The organism is Paenibacillus sp. J31P316 (assembly GCF_056269105.1).
On record NZ_JBWDNI010000004.1, the window covers coordinates 172,675 to 187,693 of the forward strand.

10 protein-coding genes are annotated in these 15,019 nt (G+C 55.9%); 9 read left to right on the top strand and 1 reads right to left on the bottom strand.

Translation table 11 applies throughout. From position 1 onward, the window contains the following. Nucleotides 1–103: 103 nt before the first annotated feature. Complete coding sequence (locus AC0YNU_RS16210) at nucleotides 104–913, bottom strand: phytanoyl-CoA dioxygenase family protein (protein ID WP_475758297.1); 810 nt, start codon at nucleotides 911–913, stop codon at nucleotides 104–106. A 288-nt stretch (nucleotides 914–1,201) separates the two neighbouring features. Between AC0YNU_RS16210 and AC0YNU_RS16215 the strand changes: the two genes are divergently transcribed. From AC0YNU_RS16215 to AC0YNU_RS16255, 9 genes are all read left to right on the top strand, one after another. Beyond that, nucleotides 1,202–2,176 carry an ABC transporter permease gene (locus tag AC0YNU_RS16215; protein ID WP_475758299.1) on the top strand — a complete coding sequence of 325 codons (975 nt, stop codon included), beginning with the start codon at nucleotides 1,202–1,204 and terminating at the stop codon, nucleotides 2,174–2,176. 81 nt (nucleotides 2,177–2,257) lie between these two features. Next, a complete protein-coding gene (locus AC0YNU_RS16220) occupies nucleotides 2,258–3,136 on the top strand; it encodes a carbohydrate ABC transporter permease (RefSeq protein ID WP_475758301.1) in 879 nt (292 codons plus the stop codon). 92 nt (nucleotides 3,137–3,228) lie between these two features. After that, nucleotides 3,229–4,947, top strand: a complete 1,719-nt coding sequence (locus AC0YNU_RS16225) for an extracellular solute-binding protein (protein WP_475758303.1) — start codon at nucleotides 3,229–3,231, stop codon at nucleotides 4,945–4,947. Between the two features lie 116 nt (nucleotides 4,948–5,063). Then, nucleotides 5,064–7,004: a cache domain-containing sensor histidine kinase gene (locus AC0YNU_RS16230; RefSeq protein WP_475758305.1), complete on the top strand. Its 1,941-nt coding sequence runs from the start codon at nucleotides 5,064–5,066 to the stop codon at nucleotides 7,002–7,004. Beyond that, nucleotides 6,979–8,556 carry a response regulator gene (locus AC0YNU_RS16235; RefSeq protein ID WP_475758307.1) on the top strand — a complete coding sequence of 526 codons (1,578 nt, stop codon included), beginning with the start codon at nucleotides 6,979–6,981 and terminating at the stop codon, nucleotides 8,554–8,556. The genes AC0YNU_RS16230 and AC0YNU_RS16235 overlap by 26 nt, the downstream gene beginning before the upstream one ends. Before the next feature lie 150 nt (nucleotides 8,557–8,706). Beyond that, nucleotides 8,707–10,557: a glycosyl hydrolase gene (locus AC0YNU_RS16240; protein WP_475758309.1), complete on the top strand. Its 1,851-nt coding sequence runs from the start codon at nucleotides 8,707–8,709 to the stop codon at nucleotides 10,555–10,557. A 61-nt stretch (nucleotides 10,558–10,618) separates the two neighbouring features. Further along, nucleotides 10,619–11,647 carry a glycosyl hydrolase gene (locus tag AC0YNU_RS16245; RefSeq protein ID WP_475758311.1) on the top strand — a complete coding sequence of 343 codons (1,029 nt, stop codon included), beginning with the start codon at nucleotides 10,619–10,621 and terminating at the stop codon, nucleotides 11,645–11,647. A 231-nt stretch (nucleotides 11,648–11,878) separates the two neighbouring features. Continuing rightward, nucleotides 11,879–12,460 (top strand): sulfite oxidase-like oxidoreductase, encoded by a 582-nt coding sequence (locus AC0YNU_RS16250; RefSeq protein ID WP_475758313.1) that lies wholly within the window; start codon nucleotides 11,879–11,881, stop codon nucleotides 12,458–12,460. 222 nt (nucleotides 12,461–12,682) lie between these two features. Beyond that, nucleotides 12,683–14,986: a beta-galactosidase gene (locus tag AC0YNU_RS16255; protein WP_475758315.1), complete on the top strand. Its 2,304-nt coding sequence runs from the start codon at nucleotides 12,683–12,685 to the stop codon at nucleotides 14,984–14,986. Nucleotides 14,987–15,019: the final 33 nt, after the last annotated feature.

Below are 15,019 nucleotides of genomic sequence, written 5' to 3' on the forward strand. Positions count from 1 at the left end.
TATAGAGCCCGCACGGGTAACCGCGCGGAGGCCAACGGAAACATCCTGCCGGACGAATCCCGGCAGGATGTTTGCTATCGTCGTTATGGATTCGTAGTCAGAATCAGGCTTCGGCCTTGCCCGTAACAGCCGCCCGTACAGGCTCTTCAAATGCCTTCGGGTCGTCCGTCCAAGGGAGCATTCCGAGCAGCATTTGCCGGAGCCGGGTGTCCGCCTTGGCCTTGAGCGCCTCGGACGGCTCGTAGCCGGGCCAAGTCCGAAGGAATGACGGCGCGTAGTTATAGATCAGCGAACGGCGCGTCTCGTCGGTGAAATTGTTGAGCGCGGAATGATACGTATACCCGTTGAAGATAACGGCGGTACCGGCTTTGACGCTCATGCGCACATGTCCGGGCATATCCTCTTGCTTCTCCACCTTCGGCAGCTGTTCGTTCGTCATATGCACGCTGCCTGGCAGGAAGGCAAGGCAGCCGCCGTCATGCCGCACATCGGACAGAAAATAGAACACCTTCGCCATAAACGGCACTTTCTTCTCGTTCATGAACAGCATGGTCCTCGTGTCCCGATGCCAGTTCGTGTGGGCTTCCTTCTGCGGAGGCTTGATGAGACCGTCATTGTCGATCATGACGAAGGAGTCGCCGATCGCGTCGCGCAAAATATTCATCATTCGGGCGTTCTCCATCAATTCCAGCAGCGCATCGTCGTACTCGATGACATTGCAAACCTGCTGCACGTTCTGCAGCTGGCCGGATGACGGATTGAAGCCTCCCCGCGTCTCCCATGCTTGGAAAGCGCTGTCAAGCCGTTCGTTATAAAAGTCCACCTGAGCGGCGTCCAAGAACCCTTCCACGACCAAATATCCGTCGCGTTCCCAAGCAAGCTTCTGCTCCATCGTCATTCCGTGCAGTTCCATTTCTCATTCCTCCTCAATGAATTGCTCTTCTAACTCTCATTATAAGTGCCGAATTGCATGAAAAGAAACAAGTAAATTGCTTATCATCCACCGAAAATTGCGCATTCATAATGCGATGAACGATAAGGAAATCACCTCTAATGATAACTGTTTGCTTAATCGTCGTTTCAATAATCAAGAACAGAAAACCAGTCACCTCAACCTAAATCTGCTACCTTATGTCCGCGCTTCCGACACGATATGATAGTGGCAGAAAAGGCTTACATTGAAGTTTGGAGGTATACAGCTATGTTAACGGACGCAAAGGCGCATGAGACCAATGCGCTGAGGAAGCGGGTTGCTCGCCGGAGTACGACGGCAGGACTGCTTCGCAAAATCGCCGCGCAGCGCTACTTGCAAGGCATGGCGATACTCGGAGCGGCGTGGATGATTATATTCAACTACGTTCCGATGTACGGCGTCATCATCGCATTCAAGAATTATATGATCGCCAAGCCGATCTCGGCGGCTCCATGGGCAGGCCTGGAGCACTTCCGGGAATTTCTGCAGGATGATAACCTGTGGCTCATGATCAAGAACACGCTCGGCATCAGCTTCTTCAAGCTTCTGATCGGCTTTCCGCTTCCGATCCTGTTCGCGCTGTTCCTGAACGAGCTGCGCTCGGTTCGGTTCAAGAAGGCGGTTCAGACGATTACCTACCTGCCGCACTTCCTGTCCTGGGTCGTTCTGGGCGGCCTCGTAGCGACGTGGCTGGCCGACACCGGCATCGTCAACGACGTCCTGATTCGGTTGAACCTGATCGATGAGCCGATCTTCTACTTGGCGGAGCCGAGCTACTTCTGGTCGATCGTCATCGGATCCGATATCTGGAAGGAGCTGGGATGGTCGGCGATTATTTACTTGGCGGCGATCGCCGGCGTATCGCCCGAGCTGTACGAGGCGGCAACCATCGACGGCGCCAGCCGGTTCCAGAAGATGCGCTACGTCACGATGCCGGGCATCAAAGGAACAGTATCGATTCTGCTCATCTTGGCGGTCAGCGGCATCTTCAATTCAAACTTCGATCAAATCTTCGTGCTGCACAATTCCTTGAACAACAGCGCGAGCAACGTCGTGGACATCTATGTCTACCAGACCGGCATCGCATCGGCCAGATATTCGTACTCCGCCGCCATCGGGCTGATCAAATCGATTCTTGCCCTGCTGCTGCTGCTCGCGGCGAACTACACGACGAGAAAGCTGAACGATACGTCGCTCTTCTGACCGGGTCCGCTAGTCCAGGGGCATAGATCGCAGCAGGCCGTATCGTTACGAATCGCTAGTATAAAAAGGAGGCTTCAGCGCGTGTTCACACAAGACCGCCGGACATCCGGCGAAGCCGCATTCGATCTGTTCAACGTCATCCTCATGATTCTATTGTGCTTGTTCATGCTGTATCCCGTCTGGTACGTACTGGTCAACTCCTTGAACGACGGCAGCGATGCCATGCGCGGCGGCATTTATTTCTGGCCCCGCGTGTTCTCGATCCAGAGCTATCGGGTCGTGCTGGAGGACCAGAGCGTACTGCGCGCGCTCTGGATTACCGTCGCGAAGACGGTCGCCGGCACGGTGACGCATGTGTTCTTCACGGCGATGGTGGCCTACGCCTACTCCCGCAAGGAGCTGATCGGGCGCCGGATCTATATGTACTTGGGCACGTTCACCCTGTTCTTCAGCGGCGGGCTAATCCCCTACTATTTGCTCATCCGCGACCTGCATCTGCTCGACAGCTTTCTGGTCTACATCATTCCGGCGCTGTTCAGCTTCTTCAATCTGATCATCTTCCTCTCGTTCTTCCGGGAAATTCCCGAAGGGCTGGAGGAGGCCGCCAAGCTGGACGGCGCGAACGATCTGAAGATCTTCATCCGCATCATTATTCCCGTCTCCATGCCGGTTATCGCGACGATCGCGCTCTTCACGGGCGTATCCCAGTGGAACGATTATTTTACCGGGGTGATCTTCATCAACGATCCGAGCTTGCAGCCGGTCCAAACCTTCTTGTACCGCATCGTCTCCGAGAGCGGCAGCACGCAGCTGCAGTCCGGAAGCATCAACCGCACCGTTACCATGCAGTCGATCAAGCTGGCGACGATGGTCGTGACGACGCTGCCGATCGTCATCGTATATCCTTTCCTGCAGAAGTATTTCGTCAAAGGCTTCATGATCGGCTCGATCAAGGGCTGAGAAGCGGCATGGAGCCGGCTCGCCAGGCAAGGGCGGGCAGCATTGATCATCGTCATTAACAATCATAGAAACGAAGGGGCTGGAAACAAAACATGAATAACCGAGTACGTAAATGGACCACAGGCGCTCTGACGGCAGCGCTCGCGCTGTCGCTGGCAGCATGCTCGTCCAATAACAGCGGCGGCAGCAATGGCGCGAGTTCGAACACGAAGAACGAGGACGGCGCGTCGAACACGGGCAACGCGGTGAACGCGGCGGCGACGAATACGTCGACGTTGAACGAGAATGAACCGGGCTGGAAGAAAGACACCTCCCCGATTACATTCGATTGGTACATGAACTTCTCATGGGCCAAATCCGATTGGGGCGATAACTTCGTATCCAAGTACATTACCAAGAAGACCGGCGTCAACTTGAAATTCGTCGTTCCGGCAGGCAACGAGAACGAGAAGCTGAACACGATGATCGCTTCCGGCAAGCTGCCCGATTTCATCACGCTGGATTGGTCCAACGACGGCGTGAAGCAGCTGATCGACAGCGGGCTGGTACTCCCGCTTAACGAGCTGGGCAAACAATACGATCCGTATTTCTTCAAGGTCGCCGATCCGCTGAAGCTCTCCTGGTACGCACAGGAAGACGGCAATACGTACGGCTACCCGAATTTCTCCTCTTCGCCGCAGGATTATCAGAAGTACGGCGATCAATATACGTCGAACCAAACGTTCCTCGTGCGCAAGGACATGTACGAGGCGATCGGCAAGCCGGACATGCGGACGCCGGAAGGCTTCCTGAAGGCGCTGGAGATGGCGAAGGAAAAATTCCCGAAAGTGAACGGCCAACCGCTCGTTCCGATCGGATTGACGGAGTTCGGCGCCGACGGCAGCTATTCGTTCATGGGCGGAACGAAGCTGGATTCCATGCTGCAGAACTTCCTGGCGATTCCGATGGAGAAGGACGGCAAGCTTTACGACCGCACGACCGATCCGGAATTCATCAAGTGGATGAAGGTGTTCCGCCAAGCCAACGAAGAAGGGCTGCTGTCCAAAGACGTGTTCATCGATAAGAGAGCCCAAATCGACGAGAAGGTCGCGCAGGGGCGCTACTTCGCCATGCTTTATCAGGCTGGCGACATGGCCGGTCCGAACAGCCAGCTGTACAAGGACGATCCGAACTCGGCCTACATGGCCATCGAAGGGCCGGCGAACGCGAACATGGATACGCCGACGCTGACGGGTCCGGGCATCTCCGGATGGACGCTGACGCTGATCTCGAAGAACGTGAAGGATAAGGCGCGGGCGATTCAGTTCCTGAGCTATATGCTGAGCGAAGAAGGCCAGCGGGATATGTATTTGGGCGAGCAGGGCGCCACGTACGATACGATCGACGGCAAGGACCAGTTCCTTCCGGAAATCAAGGAGCTGAAGGTGAAGGACCCGGATGCCTTCGGCAAAGAATACGGGCTTGAGAGCGCGTATTGGATGCTGATGGATTTCAATCTGACGCTGCCTTGGCAGTCGCCCGTCGTGGAGCCGGACCTGCAGACGAAGGAATGGACGAAGGGCAAGATCTCCAATTTCTCCGCCTTCGACTTAATCAATCCGTCGGGGCAATCGGAGGAAGGGGTGGCCGCCGGCAAGATCGCGCTGCTCTGGGGCGATACGCTGCCGAAGCTGCTGCTGGCCAAGTCGGAGGATGAATTCGACACCGTATTCAACGAATTCCTCGAGAAGCGGAATACCTACGGCTACGAGAAAGTCATGGCTTACCGCGAGGCAAAATACGAGGATAACGTCAAGAAGCTCGGCCAATAACGCGGACTGCCGGGCGGTACGCGCGAAGAAGCTTCGAGGGCGGCGGTAATGCCGGTCTCGAAGGGGCTTCATCGCGCGGCTACCCGCTGGTAGAATAGGAAGGGTATTCCATTCCAATGAAACAGGGAAGTGATCCCTTGCCCGTCTTCTTGAAGCATGTCGTAGAGAAGCTGTCCTCCAGGCTCGAGCGGATGTCGATCCAAAACCGGCTGATCGCGGCTTATCTCGTCGTGATGCTGATTCCGATTCTGATCATCTCCGTCTATGTATTCAATGAGTTCTATGAAGGCAATATTAACGGTCTGGCTCGGGCGAGCGAGTCCGAGATGCAGCTGGAGCAGCTTAGTATCCGCAACAATATGGAATCGCTCGAGCGTATGGCGCAGCTAACCTTGTCGGATCAGAGCATCATCGCTTACCTGACTCGAGAAGACGAGCCGACGACGGAAGAGCTGATCGCATTCAACAAGACGACGATCGCCAATCTGTCGCGGCTTCAGTATAACAATCCGACGATTCACAGCTTGCGCGTGTATTTCGACAATCCGGTCTTGTACGAAGCGTGGCCGTTGTTGCTGCGTGAGAGCCGTATCAGCGGGCAGGCGTGGTACGGCGGGGTCAGGCAGCTGGGCGTCAAGGAACGCTGGTCGATCTTCGCAACGGAGAACGATCCGTTCATCACGACGGAACAGAAGCCGACGCCGCTCGTCTCGCTGTTCAGGGAGGCGAACATTCCGCTCGGCAATCACCTCGGCATCGTGGAAGTCGATATGCTGATGTCGGATTTCTTCCCGAAGACGTTCAGTCCGATCGGGCAATCGAATTCGCAGATGTACGTTGTATCCGGCGACGGGCAGGTGTACTTTAACGATCGGAACGATTTCACGGCCCAAACGGGCTTTACGCCGTCGAAAGTCAAGGAGCAGCTGCGTCTTTTCGCTGCACCTGACAGTAACCGCTTTCAATTTACCTACGGCGGCAAACCTTACCTGTGCCTCTATTCGCAGGTGGAACTGCTGGATGCCCGGCTCGTTCAAGTGGTCTCGCTGGACAACGTGCTCTCCGGCGTGCAAGGCATTCGGAACAAGATCATTATCGCGAACGTGATCTTGATGGTGTTGCTTACGGCAGCAACCTATTTGATCAACGCCTTCATTCTGAAGAAGCTTCGCGTTCTGAGCGAATCCATGAAGCAGGTCAACCGCGGCGATTTCGAGGTATCGATTCCGATCAAGGGAAGCGGCGAGGTCGGGGAGCTTGCCCATCATTTCCGCAAAATGCTGCAGAAGATCAAAGGGTTGATCGCCGAGGCGGTCAAAAAGAACGCCGCGACCAAAGAGGTGGAGCTGAAATCGCTCCGCAATCAGATCGATTCGCATTTTCTCTACAACACGCTGGAGAACATCAAGATGATGGCCGAGGTGGAGCGGCAGGACAAGATCTCCAATGCGCTCACCTCGCTCGGCGGCCTTATGAGGTACAACCTCAATTGGTCCGGGGACTATATCCGCTTGAAGGACGAAATCGCGCATATCGTGAACTACGTCGCCATTATGAACATCCGTTACAATCAGCTCATCGACCTGCGTCTGGCGATTGCTCCGAAGTACGAGGAACACGAGGTGCTCAAAATGTCGCTTCAGCCGATCGTGGAGAACGCCGTCAAATACGGCATGGAAACGGGTCGCCGGAGAAAAGGCATCGTCATCACCATCTCCTGCAGGGAAGACGGAAATACGACGCACATCGAAATCAGCGATAACGGCGGCCGGCTGTCGTCAGGCCAACTGGAGGAGATCCGGCGTAAGCTTGCCATGGACGATGCCGAACTGGATCGCGAGAACGGTCGTATCCCGACGCTTCGAGGAGCGAATAACGGAGGCAGCGGCATCGGGCTTCGGAATGTGCATCAGCGGCTGCAGCTCTTCTATGGCAGGGAGTATGGGCTTGCGATTACCTGTGCCGAGGGAGAATGGACGGCCGTTACGCTGAAAATTCCTTATCTAATTCTATCGGGAGGCTTTGCGGAGCATGCGAAACTTATTGATCGTCGATGATGAACAGCAGATCCGCCAAGGGCTTCAGGCGATGATCGAGCGGGAGTTTCCGGAGGAGTACGAGATATCGCTTGCGGAAGACGGAGAAGAAGCGCTTGAGATCCACCGGGAACGTCCCGCGGATCTGGTCATTACGGATATCCGGATGCCTGGGATGGACGGCATTGCGTTGATTCAAGAGCTGCAAGCGGGGAATCCGAAGCCGGCGGTCATGATTCTGAGCGGCTATGACGATTTTCAGTATGCGAAGGAAGCGATCAAGTGCGAGGTAAAGGAGTATCTGCTAAAGCCGGTCGTGCGGGATGATCTGTTCGGGGCGGTTCGCCGGATCGGCGAGGCGCTCGCGCGCAGCGAGCATGCCGCGGAGCGGCTGAAGCAGTCCGATCGGATAATGGAGGAGCTGCGTGCCAGCCGGCTGAACAACATCTTCATGAATGCGCAGCTGGAAGCGGGCGAAGTGCGCCGACTGTGCGAGAGCGTGGAGCTGGGTCGTTTCCAGGGCGAGTATTATATCGGACTGATCGCGCTGTCGGAGCTGGATAACTTGACGGTGAAGCAGGATATGATGCTCCAACGTCTCTTATCCATGATGGATGCCTGTGCCGACAGGAGTAGTAACGAAGACGGGGATTCGCTCTGCGTCCACGTGCTGGACAAAGACGCGAGATTGGTTCTGATCACGGAAACCGCGGGAGTTTTGGAATGCCTAGCTGTCCGGGCGGCGCAATGCGGCTTCGGCAATTTTCGGATGGGCGTCAGCGGGAAAGCGGAGGATTTGGCGGCGCTTCGGGGGCATTATTTGGAAGCGGCCAGAGCGCTGAAGTATGGATTCATTCATCCGGAGTCGATTCTCATTCCGTACGGCAGCATCGAGCACAAGGAACGCAGCTACCAGCTTCCGCTCGACCGCATCCGTAAAATCTCCAATATGCTGGGCACCAGCCGGGAGCAAGAGATGAAGGCGCTGCTTCATGAAGTGCTGGACAGAGAGAACGTCGGCAAGTACGACATTTCGTACGCGGAGAAGCTGAGCGGCTCGCTTAACGAGCTTGTCTTCGACCGGGTGTTTCAGCTGTACGGCGAAGAGACGATCGAGATTTTGCGCATGTACAAGAAAGTCGGAAGCATGTACGGCTGCGGCACGTTCGATGCCTATGCGTACGACGTGGAGCGTCTTCTGGAGCAGCTGAACGAATTCGTAGCCAATATGAAGAGCATTCATGTCGATCAGAAGGAAATGAAGCAGGCCATCGCCTATATCGAAGAGCATTACGCCAAGGACCTCAGCATGACGCTTGTGTCCAACCATGTGTCGCTGAACTATACGTACTTCAGTCAATCGTTCAAAGCGTTCACGGGCGAAAATTTCCTCACCTATTTGAAGCGCATGCGCATCGCGCGGGCGAAGCAGCTTCTCGAGACGACGGACGAGAAGATCGCGCGGATCGGAGAACGCGTCGGATTCGGAAATTCGAAGCATTTTACGAGGGCGTTCAGGGAGATGGAAGGAATCTCGCCGGGTGAGTACAGAGACAAGCGAAGCCCGTTATAGCGTTCCCGATCGGCCGCGAACCGAACCGAACGGAAGGGAGGTGATGGGGCGCCGAGCTTGAGATGGTCATCGATGAACCGTTTTAACCGCAGCATGAACGTTACGGGATGAAACGCAAGTCCAATGCTTATTCACAAGGAGGAACCTTTGATGATGCAAGCTTTCGACACGGCAGTCCGTGTCCATATTCCCGGCAGGATCAGGAAGCCGTTATTGGCGGCGCTGGCGCTCTGCATGATGGTGGCGGCGTTTGCTTTTCCTTCGGCGGCCAACGCGGCTCCGCCCGTTAACCCAAGCGCAACGGATAATGCGAAAGCGGTACTTAATTACTTATACAGCGTTTCAGGCAATCATACCTTGTCCGGTCAGCATAACTATATCGAGGATCCTGCCGGCTGGTCGGCGCAGGCCGCGTCCGTAACGGGAAAGGCGCCTGCCGTATGGGGCAACGACTTCGCCTGGGACGATTATGCGACGTATCGCCAAGGCGTCGTCAACGAAGCGATCAGCCAGTGGCAGCAAGGTTCGCTCGTGACGCTCAGCTGGCACCAGCAGAAGCCGAACGATCCGGCGAACGCCGGCTGGGGCAGCGTTCAGGGCTGGTACACGGAGCAGGAGATGACCGACCTCGTGACGCCGGGGACGACCCTGTATAATCAGTGGCTGTCCAAGGTCGACGAAATCGCGGGCTATCTCCAGCAGCTGAAGAATGCGAACGTTCCGGTGCTGTGGCGTCCCTATCACGAGAATAATGCGGGCTGGTTCTGGTGGGGCGGCCGTCCGGCGCTGTTCAAGCAGCTGTGGATGAACATGTACGACCGCTTCACCAACTACCATCATCTCGACAACCTGATTTGGGTATGGTCCGCGGCATCGAATAACGATTGGGCGGAGCCGCTGGCGGATTACTATCCGGGCAATGCTTACGTAGACGTGCTTGGCCAGGATGTATACGATGGTTTCCAGCAGTCGTATTACGACGAACTGGTTACGGTCGCGAACGGCAAGCCGATCGCGCTCACCGAGAACGGCAAGATGCCGGACGCATCGACGCTGGCGAATCAGCCGCTGTATACGTACTTCCTGATCTGGGGAGATCATCTGTACTCGGAGAACTCGACCTCGGAAATCCAGGGAACCTACAACGATACGCATGTAATCACGCGCGATGAAGTCAGCATTCCGCCGCTTCCAAGCACCGGCGATGTGGACATCGACGATAACGCGACGGGAACGGGCATGAATAAATTCACCTATTCCGGTTCGTGGAGCACGAGCACCGGAACGACAAAGTTTGGCGGCAGCGATCATTATTCCGCGACGACGAACGACTACTACCAAGTCTCGTTCAACGGCACGAAGGTGAAGCTGTATGGCTCCAAGGACGCGCATCATGGCATTGCCGCCGTATCCATTGACGGCGGGGCGGAGACGAACGTCGACTTCTATGCGGCCGCGAGGGCGGATAATACGCTGGTATGGACCAGTCCGACACTGGCCGCAGGGAACCACACTCTGAAGGTGCGCGTCACTGGCTCCAAGAATTCGGCATCGACGTGGACGGTCATCACGGCAGATCGCGTTGCGGTGACGGCCGTCACGCAGACGACGATCAATGACGCGACGACGGGAACCGGCCAGAACCAGTTCGAATATGTCGGCGGCTGGAGCGCCAGCACAGGCTCAACCACCAAGTATAACGGGGACGACCATTACTCGGGCAACGCGAACGATTATTATCAGGTCCGCTTCAACGGCACCCGCATCGAGCTGTACGGCACGAAGGATGTCCATCATGGCATTGCCGCGGTATCCATTGACGGCGGAGCGGAGACGAACGTCGACTTCTATGCGGCCGCGCGTGTGGATAATACGCTGATATGGACCAGTCCGACGCTTGCGGCGGGCAATCATACCGTGAAGGTGCGGGTAACCGGCTCGAAGAACGCCGCGTCCACCTGGACCGTCATTACGGCCGACCGGGCGGTCGTCACCTCCTAGTACGGTCGGGACGGGACGCGGATGAATAACGGAAGATCAATGATTAGGAGGAGGTACACCCTTGGCTAGCAATCGTTGGAACGTATTCAAACGAAGTTTCTTGGCGCTCGTGGCTTTGACCTTCGTTCTCGCGGCATTTCAGGGGCCGTCCGCCGCGTCGGCGGACCCGCGCTGGTCCAATCCGAACATGACCAAAGAAGCGAAAGCGGTTCTGAAGTACTTGTACAATATCTCCGGCAAGGGAATCTTGTCCGGCCAGCATAATTACGTCGATGCTTTGAACGATTGGTCGAATAAGGCTGCCGAAATCACGGGCAAATACCCTGCCGTATGGGGCAATGATTTTGCCTGGGGCGAATACTCCTCCCAGCGCCAAGCCGTTGTCGACGCCGCCATCGACGCATGGAATCACGGTTCGATCGTCACGCTGAGCTGGCATGCCGAGAAGCCGGATGCGCCGGACGATGCGGGCTGGTGGGACGTGCAAAGCTGGTATACCGATGAAGAGATGCTGGACGTCGTCACGCCGGGAACCGAGAAATACAAGCAGTGGGAGAAAAAGGCCGATGAAATCGCAGGCTATCTCGGGCAGCTGCAAGAAGCGGGCGTTCCAGTCATCTGGCGGCCATATCATGAGAACAATGCCGGATTCTTCTGGTGGGGCGGGCGGCCGGAGCTGGTGAAGCAGCTGTGGACGAACCTGTACAACCGCTTCACGAACGTTCACCATTTGAACAATCTGATTTGGAACTACAACACGGCCTCCTACAATGAATGGTCGCTGCCCGTCGGTGATTTCTACCCCGGCGATCAGTATGTGGACATGGTCTCCGTGGATATCTACGACAGCTTCAAGCAGTCCTATTACGAGGATACGCTGCGCATTGCGGACGGCAAACCGATCGCGATCGGCGAATGCGGGCCGCTTCCGGATATTGAACTGATCAAGACCGAGCAACCGTTATACACGTACTTTCTGGGCTGGGGAAATCTACTGACAGGCAGCAATGCCAATGAACAAATCATCGCTGCCTATCAGCATCCCTACACGTTGACGAAGGAAGAGATCAAGAAGTCCGTGTTGAAATGAAGATGCTTGCGTTTGGCTAAAGAATCGTTTCAATCGTAATGGCATATACGCTAAGGTGCGCAGCCCCTTGCTTCTCTCTTCAGGAAGCGGGGGCTGTTTATTTGTTCTAACCTGCTTCAGAATTATTGGCACGATTGCAGGAAGACAAGCAGATACTAGAGCATTTGAACCGTAATTGGGGTAAACTAACAATAGGATATAGAAGAACATTCAAGTTGGAGCGTGATTGCCGTGAGCAGTGCCCAGAATGAAACCAGAGTGCCTCCGGGACAACGATTGACCAATGGATTCCCCGTGCTTCACCATGGCGAGGTGCCGTATTACAATGATATGAGCATATGGAGTCTGAAATTGTTCGGCTTAGTAGCGGAGGAAAAAGAACTCAGCTACAAAGAAGTGATGCAGCTGCCAAGGCAGGCGTTCAGCAATGACATTCATTGCGTCACGACCTGGAGCAAGCTCGATAATGTGTGGGAAGGCATCGCCGTTCAGGAGGTGCTGAAGGGGATTGAAATCAAGCCCGAAGCCAAATACGTCATGCTGCATGCCGAGCACGGATGGACGACGAATTTGCCGATCGCGGATTTCTTGAGGGAGACGTCGTTCTTCGGCATCAAGCATAACGGAGCTTTGCTGACTCCGGAGCACGGTTATCCGCTTCGCATGGTCGTGCCCCATCTGTACTTCTGGAAGAGCGCCAAGTGGCTGCGCGGCATCGAATTCATGGCGAACGACAAGCCGGGCTTTTGGGAGCGGAATGGGTACAACATGTATGGAGACCCCTGGAAAGAAGAAAGATACGATTTCGATTAATCAGAGCTGTCCGATTGAACGATCAAGAGGCGAGCACAGACTGCGACATGCAGCGGCGTGCTCGTTTTTTTGTGCTTGGCACACGGGATGCAAGTACGAACGGAAAGAGATTAATAATTTTTGTAAGCGATTGCACCGTAAGGCAGGAGATTGTCGCTTCGTGAAGAAACCTAATAGCTAACGCCAATAAAAACGTTTTTATAAGGGAGGTCGGAGACGGCAATGCAGTCCATCGATGAAGATTTCATTCCGTTTGGATTCCAATATTATCGTTCGCCCACGCCTGTTCGCGCGGACTGGGACAAGGATCTGGCGCAGCAGGCGGCGCTCGGCTTCAATACGGTGAAGCTTTGGATCCAGTGGCGCGCGAGCCATCCGGAGCCGGACCGCTTCGAATTCGGCGACGTGGACGAATTGATGGATTTATCCGCCAAGCACGGTTTAAAGGTTATTTTGAACGTGATTTTCGATACCGCGCCCGCATGGGTATATATTCGGTATCCCGATTCGAAGATGATGACGGCGAACGGGCAGGTTCTCGAACCCACGGCGATATCCTGCAGGCAGATCGGCGGGGCGCCGGGACCTTGCTTCCATCACGAGGAAGCGAATGCGTGGAAGGATGCGTTTCTGGCGGCTGCCGTGAACAGGTACAAGGATCATCCGGCGCTGTACGTGTGGGATCTGTGGAACGAGCCCGAGCTGACGGTCTCTATCAAGCGGGAGCTATCGTTTGGGAATCAGGTCTGCTATTGCGGGCATTCGGTGCAGGCCTTTCACGATTGGCTGCGATGCAAATACGACTCGCTTGCCGCGCTCAACGCCAAGTGGCAGCGCACTTACGTTCATTGGGAAGAAGTCGAGGCGCCGCGGCAGCAGGCGATCGTCAACGATCTCGTCGACTGGCGCCTGTTCATGGCGGACACGGTGACGAACGAGCTGAAGCGGCGCATTGCCGTCGTGAAGCGATACGATGCCTATCATTCCGTGATGTGCCATACCGTACCCGCACCGATCTTTAATCTGATCACGGCGGGCTCCGATGATTTTCAGCTGGCGGAACCATGCGATCTGTTCGGCAACAGCCTGGGGTCGTCGGCATGGGCGGCGGACTTGCTCAAATCGGCAGCGAAAGGCAAGAAGCTGATCAACTCCGAAATCCATGCGATGCCCGGCACGACGGCGCTGAAGCCCCGCAAGCTGGATTGGCGCACGCTCAAGGAGCATATCTTGATTCCGCTCGCCCGCGGCATCGGCGGCTTCGTGTTCTGGCAATATCGGGCGGAGGTGCTCGGCTACGAGGCGCCGGCCTGGGGGCATACGTACTTGAACGGGGATCCGACGCCTTGGCTCATGCAAACGGCCGAACTGAACCGGATCGTGCAGGCCAACCAGGACCTTATTCTGCGGCATGACACGCGAAGCGACGGTATTGCCATTCTATACAGCGCGGAGACGCAGATTGCGAATTTCGCCGCGTTCGGCCATTTGGACACGTATTTCGAATCGCTTCAGGGCGCGCATCAGCTGCTTCATGACTTGAATTATAAAGCCGAATTCGTGCACGAGCGGGATTTGGCAGCCGAACTGCAGCGCTACCGCTGTTTGTGGATGCCGTTCCCAATCTACTTGAACGAGACGGACAGTCAATTGCTGCGGCAATGGATTGCGGATGGAGGAACGCTCGTCTCCGAATGTTCCTTCGGCATGATTCGGGCGGAGAACGGTTTTCACAGCTATCAAATACCGGGCTTCGGGTTCGATGAGGTGTTCGGCGTGCGAGAGGAGTGGATTCATTCCGCCGCTCATCTGGATCACAGCTATCACGAGCGTACGATCGATGGACGCGGCGACGATATCTGGCTTGCTTATGAAGGGAACGCCGTTTCCGATTCCGCTCAGGCAACGGAAATCCGTTATGCCAGAGGCGCGTATTATCAATCGGAAATTCGCGTGTCGCCAGGTACGGAAATCCTCGCAAGCTTCGGTGACGCGGGAGTCGCTAGGTCCAGCGCTGATGGCGCCGACACCGATGCCGACGCCAACTCAGATGCCAGCGCAAATGCCGCCGTCACGCTGAATCGCTTCGGCAGCGGGAACGCGATATGGATCGGCACGCTGATGGGGGCTGCCTATTGGCATGGCCGGGATAAAGAGACGCGGGAGCTCGCGGAACGGCTGCTGCACCGGGCCGGCTGCGCGCCTAGCGTCGCAACGGATGCCTACGGCTTCCGCGTCGATATTTTGGAGCAGCGCTCGCGGCGGATCGAGGGTGCTGCCGGCGATAGTGATAACATTAGCGAGCGCAATAACGCTGGCATTGGCGATCGCACGACCGAAGCGCTGCTCTTCGTGCAGAATCTGCTGGGCGAGCCGGCTTTCCGCAGCATTAGCTTCAGCGGAAGAACGCCCGTCCGCTGCGAACCATGGTTCCAAGACGGCGAAGCGAGCGTGGAGGGCAAGACGATCCGAATCGCTTTGGAGGCTAACGACATTCAAGTCTACCGCTGCACGTTGTTATCTTAGACAATCCATCATCTATTTCGGAAGGAACGATAC